Source organism: Pseudazoarcus sp. NS20, from assembly GCF_059703745.1.
Genome location: NZ_BAAKIY010000003.1, coordinates 48,534 through 64,927, shown reverse-complemented (window position 1 = coordinate 64,927; position 16,394 = coordinate 48,534). Strand labels below are relative to the sequence as shown.

Annotated in this window: 20 protein-coding genes; 9 read left to right on the top strand and 11 right to left on the bottom strand. The window is 65.3% G+C overall.

The genetic code is table 11. The features are described from left to right. Positions 1–18: 18 nt before the first annotated feature. Genes AC6H0W_RS08985 through mltG form a run of 4 tightly spaced genes read right to left on the bottom strand, consistent with a single transcriptional unit; the run spans position 19 to position 3,018 of the window. A complete protein-coding gene (locus tag AC6H0W_RS08985) occupies positions 19–384 on the bottom strand; it encodes a PilZ domain-containing protein (protein ID WP_497576828.1) in 366 nt (121 codons plus the stop codon). After that, complete coding sequence (gene holB / locus AC6H0W_RS08980; protein WP_497576827.1) at positions 381–1,400, bottom strand: DNA polymerase III subunit delta'; 1,020 nt, start codon at positions 1,398–1,400, stop codon at positions 381–383. Before holB ends, AC6H0W_RS08985 begins: the two co-directional genes overlap by 4 nt. Further along, complete coding sequence (gene tmk, locus AC6H0W_RS08975; RefSeq protein WP_497576826.1) at positions 1,397–2,023, bottom strand: dTMP kinase; 627 nt, start codon at positions 2,021–2,023, stop codon at positions 1,397–1,399. Before tmk ends, holB begins: the two co-directional genes overlap by 4 nt. After that, positions 2,020–3,018 carry an endolytic transglycosylase MltG gene (gene mltG / locus AC6H0W_RS08970; protein WP_497576825.1) on the bottom strand — a complete coding sequence of 333 codons (999 nt, stop codon included), beginning with the start codon at positions 3,016–3,018 and terminating at the stop codon, positions 2,020–2,022. Before mltG ends, tmk begins: the two co-directional genes overlap by 4 nt. A gap of 93 nt (positions 3,019–3,111) precedes the next feature. On the opposite strand from mltG, the gene ygfZ reads away from it, so the two are divergent. Genes ygfZ through AC6H0W_RS08955 form a run of 3 tightly spaced genes read left to right on the top strand, consistent with a single transcriptional unit; the run spans position 3,112 to position 5,218 of the window. Continuing rightward, positions 3,112–4,122, top strand: coding sequence for a CAF17-like 4Fe-4S cluster assembly/insertion protein YgfZ (ygfZ, locus tag AC6H0W_RS08965; protein ID WP_497576824.1), 1,011 nt, complete (start codon positions 3,112–3,114; stop codon positions 4,120–4,122). Beyond that, positions 4,119–4,418 (top strand): DUF4936 family protein, encoded by a 300-nt coding sequence (locus tag AC6H0W_RS08960; RefSeq protein ID WP_497576823.1) that lies wholly within the window; start codon positions 4,119–4,121, stop codon positions 4,416–4,418. Before ygfZ ends, AC6H0W_RS08960 begins: the two co-directional genes overlap by 4 nt. Then, on the top strand, positions 4,409–5,218 hold the full coding sequence (locus AC6H0W_RS08955) for an NRDE family protein (protein ID WP_497576822.1): 810 nt from the start codon (positions 4,409–4,411) through the stop codon (positions 5,216–5,218). Before AC6H0W_RS08960 ends, AC6H0W_RS08955 begins: the two co-directional genes overlap by 10 nt. Before the next feature lie 12 nt (positions 5,219–5,230). Here the strand turns inward: AC6H0W_RS08955 and AC6H0W_RS08950 are convergent, their stop codons facing one another. Genes AC6H0W_RS08950 through tadA form a run of 3 tightly spaced genes read right to left on the bottom strand, consistent with a single transcriptional unit; the run spans position 5,231 to position 6,604 of the window. Continuing rightward, on the bottom strand, positions 5,231–5,665 hold the full coding sequence (locus tag AC6H0W_RS08950) for a GNAT family N-acetyltransferase (RefSeq protein ID WP_497576821.1): 435 nt from the start codon (positions 5,663–5,665) through the stop codon (positions 5,231–5,233). Beyond that, positions 5,658–6,137: a L,D-transpeptidase family protein gene (locus AC6H0W_RS08945; protein ID WP_497576820.1), complete on the bottom strand. Its 480-nt coding sequence runs from the start codon at positions 6,135–6,137 to the stop codon at positions 5,658–5,660. Before AC6H0W_RS08945 ends, AC6H0W_RS08950 begins: the two co-directional genes overlap by 8 nt. Next, on the bottom strand, positions 6,137–6,604 hold the full coding sequence (gene tadA / locus AC6H0W_RS08940; protein ID WP_497576819.1) for a tRNA adenosine(34) deaminase TadA: 468 nt from the start codon (positions 6,602–6,604) through the stop codon (positions 6,137–6,139). The genes AC6H0W_RS08945 and tadA overlap by 1 nt, the downstream gene beginning before the upstream one ends. Before the next feature lie 200 nt (positions 6,605–6,804). Between tadA and AC6H0W_RS08935 the strand changes: the two genes are divergently transcribed. After that, complete coding sequence (locus AC6H0W_RS08935; RefSeq protein ID WP_497576818.1) at positions 6,805–7,590, top strand: ion transporter; 786 nt, start codon at positions 6,805–6,807, stop codon at positions 7,588–7,590. A gap of 27 nt (positions 7,591–7,617) precedes the next feature. On the opposite strand, the gene ftsX is transcribed toward AC6H0W_RS08935, so the two are convergent. The 3 genes from ftsX to ftsY are packed head-to-tail and all read right to left on the bottom strand — an operon-like array spanning position 7,618 to position 10,276. Next, complete coding sequence (gene ftsX, locus AC6H0W_RS08930) at positions 7,618–8,520, bottom strand: permease-like cell division protein FtsX (RefSeq protein ID WP_497576817.1); 903 nt, start codon at positions 8,518–8,520, stop codon at positions 7,618–7,620. Next, the gene (locus tag AC6H0W_RS08925) at positions 8,517–9,185 is read right to left on the bottom strand and encodes a cell division ATP-binding protein FtsE (protein ID WP_497576816.1); all 669 of its coding nucleotides are present in this window, start codon (positions 9,183–9,185) and stop codon (positions 8,517–8,519) included. The genes ftsX and AC6H0W_RS08925 overlap by 4 nt, the downstream gene beginning before the upstream one ends. Further along, entirely contained in the window at positions 9,182–10,276 is a 1,095-nt protein-coding gene (gene ftsY / locus AC6H0W_RS08920; RefSeq protein WP_497576815.1) for a signal recognition particle-docking protein FtsY, read from the bottom strand. Before ftsY ends, AC6H0W_RS08925 begins: the two co-directional genes overlap by 4 nt. Before the next feature lie 139 nt (positions 10,277–10,415). Here ftsY and AC6H0W_RS08915 point away from each other — a divergent pair, with 139 nt between their 5' ends. The 5 genes from AC6H0W_RS08915 to AC6H0W_RS08895 are packed head-to-tail and all read left to right on the top strand — an operon-like array spanning position 10,416 to position 14,413. Next, positions 10,416–11,780 (top strand): M16 family metallopeptidase, encoded by a 1,365-nt coding sequence (locus tag AC6H0W_RS08915; RefSeq protein ID WP_497576814.1) that lies wholly within the window; start codon positions 10,416–10,418, stop codon positions 11,778–11,780. Then, positions 11,777–13,117: a M16 family metallopeptidase gene (locus AC6H0W_RS08910; RefSeq protein WP_497576813.1), complete on the top strand. Its 1,341-nt coding sequence runs from the start codon at positions 11,777–11,779 to the stop codon at positions 13,115–13,117. Before AC6H0W_RS08915 ends, AC6H0W_RS08910 begins: the two co-directional genes overlap by 4 nt. After that, complete coding sequence (rsmD, locus tag AC6H0W_RS08905) at positions 13,114–13,653, top strand: 16S rRNA (guanine(966)-N(2))-methyltransferase RsmD (protein ID WP_497576812.1); 540 nt, start codon at positions 13,114–13,116, stop codon at positions 13,651–13,653. The genes AC6H0W_RS08910 and rsmD overlap by 4 nt, the downstream gene beginning before the upstream one ends. Beyond that, complete coding sequence (coaD, locus tag AC6H0W_RS08900) at positions 13,650–14,141, top strand: pantetheine-phosphate adenylyltransferase (protein WP_497576811.1); 492 nt, start codon at positions 13,650–13,652, stop codon at positions 14,139–14,141. Before rsmD ends, coaD begins: the two co-directional genes overlap by 4 nt. Positions 14,142–14,158: 17 nt before the next feature. After that, positions 14,159–14,413, top strand: coding sequence for a YfhL family 4Fe-4S dicluster ferredoxin (locus tag AC6H0W_RS08895; RefSeq protein ID WP_497576810.1), 255 nt, complete (start codon positions 14,159–14,161; stop codon positions 14,411–14,413). A 6-nt stretch (positions 14,414–14,419) separates the two neighbouring features. On the opposite strand, the gene AC6H0W_RS08890 is transcribed toward AC6H0W_RS08895, so the two are convergent. Then, positions 14,420–16,381 carry a dynamin family protein gene (locus AC6H0W_RS08890; protein ID WP_497576809.1) on the bottom strand — a complete coding sequence of 654 codons (1,962 nt, stop codon included), beginning with the start codon at positions 16,379–16,381 and terminating at the stop codon, positions 14,420–14,422. Positions 16,382–16,394: the final 13 nt, after the last annotated feature.

The window sequence follows — 16,394 nt, the reverse complement described above, 5'->3', positions numbered from 1 at the left end:
TACCGCAGAAGGAATGAGTCAGAGGGTGTGAGTCGGGCGGTTGGAACCGGATAGCCCGGCCAGAATGGTCTCGATGCGGCTGCGCAGCCCCTTGCCGGCATCATCACCGGCGAAGTGCAGGCCGACGCCCTGGATCTTGCCGCCCTGCGCACCTGCCGGCGTGACCCACCCGACGGTGGCGGCGACAGCGTGCTTGGTGGGGTCGTCCATCAACTGCAACAGCACGAAGACCTCGTCGCCGAGCTTGTAGCTTTTAGGCGTCGGCACGAAGATGCCGCCATTGTTGAAGAACGGGATGTAGGCCGCGTACAGCGCCGACTTCGAGTTGATGTTCATCGACAGTACGCTGGGGCGTACTCCCGCGGGAATTCCCTGGTCGCTCATGACCCTGCTCCGCTCACGACGCGCGCATAGCGCAATAGCATGTCTTCGAGCATCAGCCGCATGTTCAGCGGATGCTGCGCCACCCGGCGGATGCGCGCGAACTCATTGTAGCAGTTCGAAGAAGCCGCAATGCCGGCCCGCGCGGCAAGCTGCTGCAGGCGTTTCTCATGGGCCGGGAAGAAGCGCAGACGGCCACCCAGACTGATGGCCGACAAGTCGCTGACCCAGCGCTGCATCCAGTCGGTGAGCAGCACGATGTCAAATCCCGCGGACAGCGCCTCCTTGCTGCGCAGCCAGCTCTCCCATTGCCCGGCCAGCGTCAGCGGATCACTGTCGGGCAAACGCGAGACGTCGCGCACGAAGCGCGCCAGCATGTCGCCCACGCCTTTTGCTGCCAGCCGCTCTGCGGCCAACGGCAAGCCGCCGGTCACGGCCAGCAGATCGGCATCCACGCCACGCGCGGCCACGTATTCCAGCGCAGGGCGTGCGAACGGCCATTGCTGGCATCGGCTGCGAATGGTCGGCAACAGGCGGCGCGGCGCCGACGAAACCAGAATCAGTGCGCAGCCTTCGGGCGGCTCTTCGAGTACCTTGAGCAAGGCATTGGCAGTGAAGGTATTCATGGCCTCGGCCGGGTCAACAATCACCACGCGGCGAGCGCTCTGGTGGCCGGTGACGGTCAGCGCCTCCTGCACCTCTCGGATCTGGTCGATGACGATCTGCGATGACTTGCGCCCCTTGGCGTCCGGCTCGGCGTCCTCCCCGGCGGTGGCGTCAGCCGGCTCGACGCGCATCAGATCCGGGTGGTTGCCCGACAGGCGCAGCATGCAGCCAGCACATTCGCCGCAGGCGTGGCCGTCGGCACGCGGCGCGCGGCACAACAGCCGCGCGGCAAGCGCTTCGGCCAGATCGCGCTTGCCCACCCCCGGCGGGCCGACGAACAGCAAGGCGTGCGGCAGGCGCTCACCGAGCCCCACCAGACGCTGCCAGGTTTCGTTCAGCCAAGGGTGGATCACAGCAGGCGCTCCGCCACGACGGCCTCGACCTCGGCACGGATGGCTTCCGGCGAGCGATCGGCTGCGATCACGCAAATGCGTTGCGGCGCGGCCTTGGCCCGCTCCAGATACGCATTACGCACGCGGGCGAAGAACGCGCTCTGCTCGCGCTCGAAACGGTCAGGCGCCACGCCGGTAGATGCCACGCGCGAAGCGGCAACGGCCGGATCGAGATCGAAGACCAGCGTGAGGTCGGGCTGCAGGCCCGGATGCACCCACTGTTCGAGCGCGGCGAACTTGGCCGGGTCGAGGCCCCGCCCCCCTACCTGATAGGCGTAGGTGGCGTCGGTGAAGCGGTCACACACCACCCAGGTGCCGGCTTCGAGTGCCGGCACGATGCGGGCGGCTAGGTGCTCGCGGCGCCCGGCAAACATCAGCATGGCTTCAGTCTCGAGGTTCATCGGCTCGTGCAATACGAGCTCGCGCAAGCGCTCGCCCAAGGGCGTGCCACCGGGCTCGCGCGTCTGCTCGACACGCAAACCACGCGCCTGCAGCAAGGCGACTACAGCGGCAATCTGCGTGCTTTTGCCCGCCCCGTCGATGCCCTCGAAGGTGATGAAACGCCCGCGCGTCGCTGCACTCACTGGCTCAGCCCCCTGATGTGGATATTGACCGCACGATTGTGCTCGGCCAGCGTACGCGAGAACTGGCTGGTGCCATCGCCGCGCGCAACGAAATAGAAATACTCGGAGTCATCCGGTCTCACCGCCGCTTGCAGCGACGCCAGCCCCGGCATGGCGATCGGCGTCGGCGGCAGGCCGGCACGCGTGTAGGTGTTGTACTCGTGGTCGGTATCCAGATGACGCCGGCGCAAACGCCCTTCGAAGGACTCGCCGTAGCCGTAGATCACAGTCGGGTCGGTCTGCAGGCGCATGCCGATGCGCAGGCGGTTGGTGAAAACGGAGGCCACTAGGCCGCGCTCGTCCGGCCGGCCGGTTTCCTTCTCGATGATCGAGGCGAGAATCAAGGCCTCATACGGCGAGCGCAGCGGCACATCCGGGTCGCGCGCGGCCCAGGCTTCATTCAGATGGCGCTGCATCGCGGTGTACGCCGTGCGCAGCACCGTCGTGGCGTTGGAATACCGCGGGAAGCGATAGGTGTCGGGGAAGAACAAGCCCTCGGGATGCGCCTCGTCAATGCCGGCCGCGGCCAGCAGGTCGGCCTCGGAAAGCCCCACGGTGTCCTGCTCGACCCACGGATGGTTTTCCAGGGCCTCTCGCACCTGCCGGAAATTCCAGCCGTCGATCAGCCGCAGTTCGGCATAGGTGACGTCGCCGCGGTGCAGCTTGTCGATGAGGCCCCACAACGACATGTCCGGCGTGATCTCGTAACCACCTGCAACAATCCGCCCGGCTTTGCCGCTCAGACGCGCCACCCAATACAGCACGTCCGGGTCAATGGGCAGACCGGCCGCGTCGGCCGCGCGTGCGGCCTGCCGCATGGTGAAGCCACGCTCGACTTCGAAATCGATCGAGGTGGTGATTGGCAAGGGGCGTTGCACGTACCACCACGCCGCAGCGGCCACCGCCACCACGCTGAGCACACACAGCAGGAACAATCGGATCAGGAATGCTTTCATCAGGGCCTAGAATGAACTCAAAAGTCCGCACGCCTTGGCGCTGAGCGGCGGCCCGTATAATACTTCATCGAAGTTCCACCACTCGACCGAGCCATGACCCAAGCCTGGACAGAATTCCTCTCACACGAGGGCGCCGAGATCACCGACCTTTCCGCGCGCTTCGCTGACACGGCCGCTGCGGACGCGTGTCGCGCTGTGCCCCTCGTGCATCTCGCACGCATTGATTGCAGCGGGCCGGACGCCGCCGAGTTTTTGCAGAACCTGCTCTCCAACGACGTCAAGCACCTGACTGCCGACGGCGCCGCATGGAACAGCTTCAACACGCCGAAGGGCCGCATGCTGGCGAGCATGCTGATCCATCGCGACCTCGACGGCTACGGCATCGTGCTCTCTGCAGACATCACGGCGGCGATCCACAAACGCTTGTCGATGTATCTGCTGCGCAGCAAGGCCAAACTGAACATCGCCAATGTGGCGCTGATCGGCCTGTGCGGGGCCGACACGGCCGCCGTGCTTGCCGCCGCCGGCATCGCCGTGCCGGGTGAAGCCATGCGACAAAGCATTGCTGACGGCGTGCGCTGCGTGCATTTGCCCGCTGACAACTATGTGCTGATCACCGAAGCCGACAACGCTCCGGCCCTGTGGCAGCGGCTGCGGTCGAGCGGCGCCCAGGCCGGCGGCAGCGAAGCCTGGCATCTCGCCATGATTCGTGCCGGGCTGCCGCTGATCACCGCCTCCACGCAGGAGGAGTTCGTGCCGCAGATGCTCAACTTCGAGCTGATCGGCGGCGTGAGCTTCAACAAGGGCTGCTACCCTGGACAGGAAATCGTTGCCCGCACGCAGTATCTGGGCAAACTCAAGAAGCGCATGTATCGCATTCATGTGCCCGCCGACCACGGCCCGAGCATTGGCGACGACGTTTTCACCCCGGAATTCGGCGAGCAATCGGCCGGCAAGGTGGTGAATGTGGCGCGCGCACCGCAGGGCGGGTTCGAAGCGCTGGCCGTGATGCAGACCGGCTGTGCCGAAGCCGGCGAAGCACGCCTGGGAGGGCCGCAAGGCACTCCCGTACAGTTTCTCCAACTACCGTACCCGCTCGCATGACTGATCACATCGCTCCCCTGCCCATCGACATCTACATCTACTACCGCGTCGAAGATACGGTAACGGCCGTCGCCAGCGTCCAGGCCATGCAAGCCAAGCTTGCCGCCAAGACCGGCATCCATGGCCGGCTGATGCGTAGCTGCAACGACGACACCACGCTGATGGAAATCTACCCCTGCGTGACCGATGTGGTGGCGTTCGAGGACGCGCTGGCGCAGCAAGTCACGGCGCATGAGCTGGAAGAGCTCATTTCGGAAGGCATGACGCGTCACACCGAACGGTTCGTATGTGCCTGATCATCGCCGCATGGCACGCCCACCCGGACTATCCGCTGGTGGTCGCGGCCAACCGCGATGAGCATTTCGAACGCCCCACGGCGGGCGTGCATTGGTGGGACGACGAACCGAGCGTGCTCGCTGGTCGCGATCTCGTTGCGCACGGCACCTGGATGGGTATCACGCGCACCGGACGCTTCGCGGCGCTGACCAACTACCGCAATCCCGCCATGCGCCGCGATCAGGCGCCATCTCGCGGCCTTCTGGTACGCGACAGCCTCACCAGCATCGCGCGCACGCAATCCGTGCTGGCACACACGGCGAGCGTCGCCCAGCATTACGCCGACTTCAATCTGTTCGTCAGCGACGGAACAAGCCTGGGAATCTACGAGAGCGCCGCAAACCGCACGCGCATGCTCGACGCCGGGGTGTATGCGCTGTCCAATCACCTGCTCGACACGCCGTGGCCCAAGGTCGAACTGGCGCGGCAGCGCTTCGAGGCCGCGCTGGCCAACCCCTTGGCCGGAGACGCCTTTCTCGCGCTGATGCGTGATGACCGCCCCGCGCCTGACCATCGTTTGCCTGCGACCGGGGTGAGCCTCGAATGGGAGCGGTTGTTGTCGCCGGTGTTCGTGCGAGCACCCGGCTACGGCACACGCTCTTCGACCTTGCTATGGATTCGCAAGGACGGAGCTGCCCGCGTGCGTGAATGGACATGGAATGCCAACGCCGAGCAAACGGGCGAGACGACGCAGGAATTCCAGCTGACCGCGCCGCACCGTGAGAACACTGACGCCGACGCCGACAGCGGCAAGGCCTGAACGGGCCGCCGCTCAGCGCGTCATAGCCCGGCGCATCAGCCGGTGCGAAATGCCCGCTTCTTCGAACACCGCGCCTTCCGGCACGAAACCGCGCCGGGTGTAAAACGCCTCGGCCTGCACCTGAGCGTGCAGCACCGCCTCGCACAAACCGCGACGCTGCGCTTCGCACACCAGGGCATCCAGCATCTGACCGCCACAGCCCCGGCCACGCCAGTCTGGCGCGACTGCCAGACGGCCAATGTGACCATCGGGCAGCAGGCGGCCGGTGCCGATCACCCGCCCCTCCGGCGTCTCGCACACCGCGTGCAGCGACACCGCATCGAACTCGTCCTGCTCCATGTCGGGCGGTACACCCTGCTCGATCACGAACACTGCAACGCGCAGCGGCATCACCACGGCTTCGGCATTGCGCCAATCGGTCAGGCGCAGTGCAAACGCTTCACTCATCGATGGTGACTTCGGTGCCGGCCGGCGCCAAGTCGTACAGCTCGATCACGTCGGCGTTGGTCATGCGCACGCAGCCATGCGACAACGGCACGCCCATGGGTTGATCATTCGGCGTGCCGTGGATGTAGATGAAGCGGCGCATCGAATCCACCAGCCCCAGCCGGTTGCGCCCCGGCTCAAGCCCCGACAGCCACAGGATGCGCGACAGAATCCAGTCACGCTCGGGAAAAGCTGCGGCCAGTTCGGGCGACCACACTTCGCCGGTCGGCCGTCGGCCGCGGAACACCGCGGCCGCCGGAGCGCCGCCGCCGATCTTGGCGCGAATCACATGGCGCCCGCGCGGCGTGCATCCACTGCCTTCCTGCTCGCCGGGACCGTTGGCGGCGGTTGAAACGGAATAGGTGCGCAGACACGTGCCACCCTCGTCGAAGAGGCGCAACGTCTGCTCGGAAAGATTGATCTGTATCTGCATCAGGCCAGTAGTGTCTTGTTGCGCCGCGCCGCGAAGAAGCTGCTCAGCAGTTGTCCGCATTCATCGGCCAGTACGCCACCGACGATCTGTGCATGGTGATTGAGGCGCTTTTCAGCGTACAGGTCAATGACGCTGCCGGCCACCCCAGTCTTGGGGTCGCGCGCGCCGAACACCACGCGCGCCACGCGTGCGTGCATGATTGCGCCCGAGCACATCGCGCATGGTTCCAGCGTGACGTACAGCGTGCAGCCCGGAAGGCGGTAATTGCCCAGGCGCGCGCCCGCATCGCGCAGCGCCATGACTTCCGCGTGCGCCGTGGGGTCGTGGCCGCGAATGGGCTGATTGTAGCCGCAGCCGACCACCTCGCCGTCCAGCACCACCACCGCGCCCACCGGCACCTCACCGCAGGCACCCGCCAGCCGGGCCTGCTCCAGCGCGAGTTGCATGAAGTCTTCGTCACTGCTCATTGAATTCCTCCCGAGCCCATAAGTGTAGCGGCTGTCCGGCGCATCATGGCCTTGGCACACCCTGCCACAGCACCTCTACGACGCACCAAAGAGCCCGACGTGCCACGCTCGGGAGCATGTACACCCGGCTCTTGCAAATTTCCGCGTCGGCCTGACATAGAATCGCATCCCGTTCCGCAACACCTCTCCCATCGGACATCATGAACGCCCTGCAACGCTTCATTGAATCGAACGCATTCCAGAACTTCGTCATCACAGTCATCGTGATCAACGCGATCACGCTCGGCTTGGAAACCTCATCCACCGTGGTCGCCTCCGCAGGGGGCCTGCTGTATGTGCTGGATCGCGCCGCGCTGGGCGTGTTCGTGGTCGAGTTGGCGCTCAAGCTGATCGTCTATCGCCACAACTTCTTCCGCAGCGGCTGGAACAATTTCGACTTCGCGGTGGTTGCCATCACCCTGCTGCCAACCAGTGAGGGCGTTTCGGTGCTGCGTGCGCTGCGTATCCTGCGTGCGCTGCGACTGGTGTCGGTGGTGCCTTCCATGCGCAAGGTGGTCAACGCGCTGCTCAGGGCCATCCCCGGCATGACTTCCGTGCTGACCCTGCTGCTGCTGGTGTTCTACGTGGGCGCGGTGATGTCCACCAAGCTCTTCGCCAGCAGCTTCCCGGAATGGTTCGGCAGCATCGGCGCGTCGTTCTACACACTGTTCCAGGTGATGACGCTCGAGTCGTGGTCGATGGGTATCGTGCGGCCGGTGATGGAGGTGTACCCGTTGGCGTGGATCTTCTTCGTGGTGTTCATTTTGCTCACCACATTCGCGGTGCTCAACCTGTTCATCGCCATCATCGTCGACGCCATGAACACCACTGATCATACGGAGGGGGAGCACACGCGCGCCGTAGTCAAGGCAGACCACGACGAGATGATGGCGCAGATGCGGGCGCTACGTGACGAGGTCGCAGCGCTGCGCAAAGAGCGCGGATGAAGCCCAAGCGCCGTGCCGAATACAGACTTAGCTGAGTTTCTCGCGCAAGTGGCGGCGCACTGAAATCTCGCTGCCGCACCAGCCGAGCAACGCGGCGAAAGCCAGCAAGGCGAGGCTGTCGCGCAGCCCCGGGCCGGTGAGTGCGAACACCGCACCGTAGGTGGCCGCCAGCCCTTCGACCGGCCCCGCCAGCGCATGCACCGCCAGCCATACGGTGATCAGCGCCACCACGCCGCCGAGCAGCCCCTGCAGGCTGCCGAACCAGTAGAACGGGCGGCGGATGAAGGGGTCGGTGGCGCCGAGCAGACGGCTCACATCGATCTCGTGGCGCTGCGTGAGGATCTGCAGCCGGATGGTGTTGAAGGTCACGATGATCAGCGCCAGGCCCAGCAACAAGGCCAACAGCAGCACGGCCGACTTGCTCAGTTGCAGCAGTGCATGCAGTCGCTCGACCCAGGCCGAATCGAGCTGCACATGCTCGACCTTGTTCCACTCCCCGAAACGCGCCAGCAGGCTTTGATAGAGCGCGGGATCGGCAGCAGCCGGCGTGACCACGAAGGCATCGGGCAACGGGTTGTCGGCCAGCCCCCCCAGCACGTCGCCCAACCCGCTGCGTTCGAGCTGGCGCATGGCATCGTCACGCGAGACGAACACGTAGCTGGCGATGTCGTCGTCGCTGCCCAACTGTGTGTCCATGGCCGCGATGTCGGTCCGCTCGGCGTCACCCGCCAGGAAGATGCTGATTTCCGGCGAGCCGGATACGCCGCGCGCCAGCGAAGCGATGTTGTCGAGCAGCAGATGGCCGGCTGCCGGCAGCGATAGCGCGATGCCCACCACCAGGGCCGATAGCAAGGTGCCCACCGGCTGACGCACGAGGCGACGCACTGCGATGCCGATGGCGTGTGAATGCAGATAAAGCCAGTTCTTCATGCTGCCAGATCCCTCAACAGCGTCCCCTTGCCCAGCACCAGTCGGCGTGGGCGCCATTCCATGAACAAGCGCTCATCGTGGGTCGATACGATGATGGTCACGCCGGCCTCGTTGAAGGATTTGAAGAGGCCGGCGATCTCGCGCGCGTAAGCTGCATCAAGGTGAGCCGTCGGCTCGTCGGCAATCAGGATCGACGGGCGGTTGACGATGGCACGGGCAATCGCCACGCGTTGTTGCTCACCGCCAGATAGGCCCGCCGGCATTTCGCGTTCGCGTCCGGCCAGCCCCACCCGCTCCAGCGCAGCCGCCACCCGGCGGGCCGCATCGCGCGACGGATGGCCACCAGTGATCACCAACGGCAACATCACGTTGTCGAACACGTTGCGGTCGTACAGCAGGCGGCTCTCCTGCAGCACCAGGCCGAGATTGCGGCGCAGATAGGGAATGGCCGATGCGCGCAGCCGCGAGACATCCTGCCCGTTGATGCTGACCACGCCCGAAGTAGGCCGCTCGATGGCTGGAATCATTTTCAGCAGCGTGCTCTTGCCGGCGCCGGAATGCCCCGACAACACCACCAGCTCGCCATGGCGGATGGTGAAGCTGACGCCGTTCAGACCGACGTAATCGCCCGGGTAGCGCTTGACCACCTCATTGAAGACGATCATGCCTTGGGACCACGCGAGAACAGCGCTTCGACGAATTCCGCGACGCGGAACGGCTGCAGATCGTCAATGCCCTCACCCACCCCGATGAACCGCAGCGGCTTGGGGTGCTGACGCGCGATTGCGGCCACGATGCCGCCCTTGGCCGTGCCGTCGAGCTTGGTCAGCACAAGGCCGGTCACACCTATGGAGGCATCGAAGGCTTTCACCTGCGTCAGCGCGTTCTGGCCGATGTTGCCGTCCAGCACCAGCAGCACTTCGTGCGGTGCTTCAGGCAGCGCCTTGGCAATGACGCGGCGGACTTTGGCAATTTCTTCCATCAGATGCAGCTGCGTGGGCAGACGGCCGGCGGTGTCGGCCAGCACCACGTCGATGCCGCGCGCACGCGCCGCGTTCACCGCGTCGAAGATGACCGCGGCGGAATCACCTTGCTCGGGGGCGATCACGGTCACGCGGTTGCGCTCGCCCCAGGTCAGCAGTTGTTCGCGCGCCGCTGCGCGGAAGGTGTCACCGGCCGCCAGCAGCACGCTCTTGCCCTGCGCCTGAAAGTGCTTGGCCAGCTTGCCGATGGAGGTGGTTTTGCCGGCACCGTTGACGCCGGCAATCATGATCACGAAGGGAGACTTTCCGGACACGTCCAGCGGTGCCTCGAGCGGCTTCAACAGATCACGCAGCAGCTCCGCCAGCACGCCCTGCAACTGCTCGGCGGTTTCAAGGTGGTCGCGCTTCCAGCGACGGCGCAATTCGTCGATCAGGTACTGCGTGGCATCGACACCGCAATCGGCCATGAGCAGGGTCGACTCGAGGTCTTCGAGCAGCTCTTCGTCGATCTTGCGCAGACCGAACATGCCCGCCAGGTTGCCGCGCGTGCGGGACAGCCCCGCCTTGAGCCGCTCACCCCACGACGGCCGGAGCGCCGTGGCAGGCATCGGCGCCGGAACGGCTTCGACGACGGGCTCGAGAGCCGGCGCCGGAGCACTTTCAACTACCGCGGGAAGCGTCTCTTCGACAGCCTGGGGCTGCTCCGGCTCATTTTCCGGAGAGGGAGCGACCGGCTCTTGCGGTCGCGGCGACTTCTTGAGGAAACCAAACATGAGGGAGTCGAGTCTGTAGGGGCTGTTGGCAGGCACGCCGGCCACGATGGCGCTAAGATGCTGCGCCGCACCGGTCTCGTGGCCTGCTCAGGCAGGCCTCAAATCGAGGCTCGATTCTAACAGATGCAGGAACCCCCCAATGCTTCGTAACGCACTGCCGGCGGTCGCCCTCTCGCTGACTGCCCTCGCCGTTTCGGCGCCCGCGCTGGCCAACCCGTACGAGACCACGCTGCCCAACGGCATGCACATCATCGTCAAGGAGGACCGACGCGCCCCGTCGGTCGTGAACATGGTGTGGTACGGCATCGGCTCAATGGACGAACCGGATGGCGTTTCGGGCATCGCCCACATGCTCGAGCACATGATGTTCAAGGGCACCGAGAAACTCGCACCGGGCGAATTCAATCGCCGCGTTGCGGCCGTGGGCGGCCGTGACAACGCGTTCACCGCGCGCGACTACACGGCGTACTTCCAGCAGATTCCGCCCGCCCATCTCGACGAGATGATGGAGCTTGAGGCGGACCGCATGGCCAACCTGGTCATCAACGACAAGGTCTTCCTGCCGGAGCGCAATGTCGTCGCCGAAGAGCGCCGCATGCGCACCGACGACAACCCGCGTGCGCTGGTGTGGGAGCAACTGATGGCCACGGCCTACACCGCTCACCCCTATCGCCGCCCGATCATCGGCTGGATGACCGACATCGAGGATTACACCGTCGAAGACGCGCGCCGCTGGCATGAGCAGTGGTACGCCCCCAACAACGCTCGCATGGTGGTGGTGGGCGATGTCGACCACCGCGAAGTGTTTGAAATGGCCGCCCGCCATTTCGGCCCGATTGCAGCCAAGCCGCTACCCGAGCGCCGCATTTCGCGCGAACCGCAGCAGCGCGGCACACGCCAGGTCACTGTGCAGGCACCGGCCGAACTGCCGGCCGTCACCCTGGCGTGGCACGCGCCGACGCTGCGCGACGTGAACGCCGATCGCGACGTGTATGCGCTGCAAGTGCTCGCTGCCGTACTCGACGGCTACGACGGTGCGCGCCTGCCGCGCCGCATGGTGCGCGAGGAACAAAGCGCGGTGGCCGTGGATGCGAGCTACGGCGGCATCGCACGCGGCCCGTCGATGTTCACCGTCAGTGCCACCCCGGCCCCCGGCCGGACCATCGCCGAGATGGAAAGCGCCCTGCGCGAGGAGATCGCGCGCATCGCACGCGAAGGCATCGATCAGGCCGAATTGCGCCGCGTGCTCACGCAGACGCTGGCCGCCGAGGTGTACAAACGCGATTCACTGATGGGCCAGGCCATCGAAATCGGCGTGCTGGAGGGCTCCGGCCTGTCCTGGCGCGACGAAGAAGCCCTGCTCGAGGGTATCCGCCGCGTGACGGCGGACGAAGTGCGCGACGTCGCTGGACGCTATTTCGGCGACGCCACGATGACCCGAGCCATTCTCGAGCCGCAGTCGCTTCCCACCTCTGCCACCCGTCCGCTGGAGCGCAAGCAATGACAGCCATCCGCCTGCCCGCCGCCATGGGGCGGCTCGTGACCACCCTCGCCTTTCTCACCGCCGCGCCGCTTGCCTTGGCCGGCCCGGCCATCCAGCACTGGGTTTCTGACACGGGAGCACGCGTGTACTTCGTGCCGGGCGACTCGCTGCCGATGCTCGACGTGCGCGTCGACTTCGCCGCCGGCTCGGCCTACGAACCACGCGAGCAAGCCGGCCTGGCCTCCATGACGCGCGGCCTGCTCGAAGCCGGCACCGAGGGCATGGACGAACAAGCCATCTCCGACGCCAGCGCCGACAGCGGCGCGAACTTCGGCGGTGGCACCGACAGCGACCGCGCCGGCTTCACCGTGCGCACGTTGTCCAGCACCGCCGAGCGCGATGCGGCCATCGCCTTGGCCGCCCGCCTGATTGCACACCCCACCTACCCGGAAGCCGTATTGGCACGGGAGAAAGCCCGCGCCACCGCGGGCCTGCGCGAGGCACTCACCCGCCCCGGCACACTAGCCGACCGGGCCTTCGAGGCCAAAGTGTTCGGACAGCATCCCTATGGCACGCAGGCGAGCTTCGAATCGATCGCCGCCATCAACCGCAGTGCGCTGTTTGCCTTCCACCGCAAGCACTACACCGCCCGCAACGCCACCGTCACCATCGTCGGCAACGCGACCCGCGCAGAGGCCGAACGCATTGCCCAGACGCTCACGCGCGAACTGCCCACCGGCGAGCCGATGCCGCCGCTGGCCGCACCGACGCTACCGCAAGGTACGGTCGAACGCATCGCCCATCCGTCCTCGCAAGCGCACATCCTGGTGGGCATGCCCGGCATGGCACGCGAAGACGCGGACTACTACACGCTGTTGGTGGGCAACCACATCCTCGGCGGCAGCGGCCTGGTGTCGCGCTTGACGCGCGAAGTGCGCGATGCGCGCGGCTTCGCCTACAGCGTGTACAGCTACTTCTCGCCGCAAGCCGTGGCCGGCCCCTTCCAGATCGGGCTGCAAACCCGCGGCAGTCAGACCGATGCCGCCCTCAAGGTGGTGGACGACGTGCTGAAGGATTTCATCGCCAAAGGCCCCACCGAGGAAGAGCTGGAGGCGGCCAAGTCCAACCTCATCAACGGCTTCGGCCTGCGTCTGGATTCGAACAGCAAGATTCTCGACTGGGTCGCCATGGTGGGTTTCTACGGCCTGCCGCTCGACTGGCTCGACACCTACACCGACCACGTTGCCAAGGTCACGGCCGACGGCATTCGCGACGCCTTCGCGCGCCGGGTGCAGCCGAGCCATTTCGTCACCATCGTGGCAGGTGGCGATGGCGACACGGAGGCCGCCAAGCCTTGAGCCGCGTTCGCATCGTCGGCGGGCAGTGGCGCTCCCGCATGATTGACGTGCCCAAGCTGCCCGGCCTGCGACCCACGCCCGATCGCGTGCGCGAGACGCTGTTCAACTGGCTGGGGCAGGACCTCGACGGCTGGCGCTGCCTCGACCTCTTTGCCGGCACCGGCGTGCTTGGCTTCGAGGCCGCCTCACGCGGCGCGGCAGCGGTGACGCTGGTGGAGCGTGACCCGCGCGCAGCCGCAGCGCTGCGCAGTACTGCACAAGGGCTTGATGCCGCGCAGGTAGAGGTGCTGCGCGGCGATGCGGTAGAATTCGCACTCTCGACGACGCGCACGTTCGATCTGGTGTTTCTCGACCCGCCCTACCACAAGGGCCTGCTCGAAAAAGTCGAACCCGCCCTTGAGCGCCTGCTGGCGCCGGATGGCTGGCTGTATGCCGAAAGCGAGCATCCAATCAAGCAACTTGGCCGTTGGACGACGATCCGCGAGGGTCGCGCCGGCCAGGTTCATTTTCACCTGATGCGAGGTAACAGCGAATGAGGGAAACCGTTGCGGTGTACCCCGGCACTTTCGACCCCTTCACGCGCGGTCACGAAGACCTCGTGCGTCGCGGGTCCAGGCTGTTCGACCGCCTCATCGTCGGCATCGCGCGTTCTCGCGGCAAGATGCCGCTGTTCGAACTCGAAGAGCGCATCGAGATCGCCCGTGAGGTGTGCGCGCCCTTCCCCAACGTCGAAGTCATGGGCTTCGAGGGCCTGCTGATGAACTTCCTCAAGGCCAACGACGCCCGCGTGATCCTGCGTGGCCTGCGCGCGGTGTCCGACTTCGAATACGAATTCCAGATGGCGGGCATGAACCGCAAGCTTTATCCCGAAGTCGAAACGGTGTTCCTCACGCCGGGCGACGAGTACATGTTCATCTCGGCCACCATGGTGCGCGAAATCGCGCGCCTGGGCGGCGACATCGAGAAATTCGTTCAGCCGCAGGTCACCCGGCGCCTGCAGCACAAATTCACGCCGGACAAGTAAGAGAAAAGGATTACAGCATGGCGCTGATGATTACCGATGAATGCATCAACTGTGATGTGTGCGAACCGGAATGCCCCAACGGGGCGATCTACCAGGGCGACGAAATCTACGAGATCGACCCGGGCAAATGCACCGAGTGCGTCGGCCACTTCGATGAGCCGCAGTGCCAGCAGGTCTGTCCGGTCGACTGCATCCCGCTCAACCCGGATGTCGTCGAAACCAAAGATCAGCTGATGGAAAAGTTCGTTCGTCTGACCAACACCCCGGCCTGATCTACATCAGGCCGCTCGGGCGGCAAGTTCATCCGCCTCGTCCGCGCCCAGTGCCGTCGCCACGTCGGCCAGCATCTCGTCCAGTTCAGTAAGCTGAGCTTGCAAACCGTCTTCGGCATGGCGCAGCTCATCGACCCGGTCTTCAAGCGTATCCGTCGCCTGATGGATACGCTTGATGCTTTCCAACCGGCGCTTGAGCTGAATTTGATACTCCCGCACCTGCGTCTCCAGCGGCGCCATCACCGCGCGCAGCCACTGATCGACGTCACGGTTTGCCACCTCGAAGGTACGTCGCGCCTGCACCGTGACGGTGTCGAAGAATTTCTGCGTGAGCTTGTGCTTCTCGGTCGTCATCAAGGTCAACGTGGTGTTGATCTGACGATTGAAGACCTCTTCAAGACGATCGATTTCGCTCAGGTAACGCTTGGTGGAAAAGCCCGCGGGCTGTGCCAGGCGCAAACCATGCTCGACGCTGAAGCGCTTGTACATCGACGCCAGCATCGATGAAATTTCGGTGATCTCGGCATCAGACTGCGCAAGATTGCCGCGCAAACGCCCGAAAAACCCTTCCATCGCCTCACGCAGGCCAGTGGTGAACGACGACTCCAGCATGGCCTCGCGCGTGCGCCGCGTCTCCTGGCGCAAGGCGTCGAGCCCCATGTGCTGCAACAGGTTGTTGGTGAGCGTGGCGAACACCGAGCGCACGGCGTAATACTTCTTCAGCCCCTCTTCGAACTCCGCCTTCTCGCTGGCGACCTTGCGCATCATGTATTCGATGACGCTTTGATTCTTGCCGCGCAGGTCGGCCAGTTCGCGCAACTGCTCATGCACGCCCGCAAGACGCGCGCCGAGCAGCTCGCGCGACTGCAGCACGACTTCATTCACCTCGGCCAGGCTGTTCTCGCGCACGATGCGCTGACGCGCGGGCAAGACTTCGGACGAGAGCGCCTGCTCGAACGCTTCCAGGCGGCTGCGCTGCACCAGCGCTTCATCACCCTGGATGCGCCCCACCAAGCCCTTTTGCGCCGACACCGGAAAAACGCGCGCGGCCGGCACGCCCAGGGTGCGGGCGACGGAGGCTACCTGCTCGCAGAGCTCGGCCTCGATGCGAGCCTCATCACGCAGGCCGTCCCACAGCCCGTCGATCTTGTTCAGCACCACCATGCATCCGTGCGCACTGCCACGGCCAGCGCTGACATACTCGCGCCACACCGCCAGATCGCTCTGCGTGACACCGGTATCCGCCGCCAGCACGAAGACCACCGCATGCGCATTGGGCAACATGGACATGGTCAACTCGGGCTCGGCACCGATGGCATTGAGCCCCGGGGTATCCAGCACCACCAAGCCCTGCTCGAGCAAAGGATGCGGAAACTGGATGATGGCGTGACGCCAGCGGGAGACCTCGACCTTGCCCTCGGCATTGGGCACCAGCACGCCTTCGGCGCCGGCAGCGCCGACCTGAAAGCCGAGCGCCTGCGCCTCTTCCGGACTGACCAGAACGGTTTCGCCGACACGTGTCAGAGCCTGCTGCAAGCTCTGTGCCGACGTTGCATCAAGCGGTTCGACGTGCCAGGCGTCCGGCTGCAAGCGCAATCCCGCCACCACCTCACCGCTGCGGCGTGTCTCGATGGGCAGCAAGCGGATCTGCGGGCTGGCACTGGGCTCCCAGCACAATTCGGTCGGACACATGGTGGTGCGCCCCGCGCTCGACGGCAGGATGCGATCGCCGTAGCCAGAGAAGAACACCGCGTTGATGAGCTCGGATTTGCCGCGCGAGAACTCGGCGACGAAGGCGATCGTGAGTCGGTCCTCCTGCATGCGCATGAGCACATGCTGCAGCCGCAAATCGGTCTGCGCGTCGCCCACTTCGTTGCGGTTCAACCAGGCGCGCAACCTGCCGATCGCAGCCTCGCCATGCTCTCGCCAGTTACCGTACGCAGAAAACTCATCGACCAAGCTGTTCATCGCACTCTCCGGG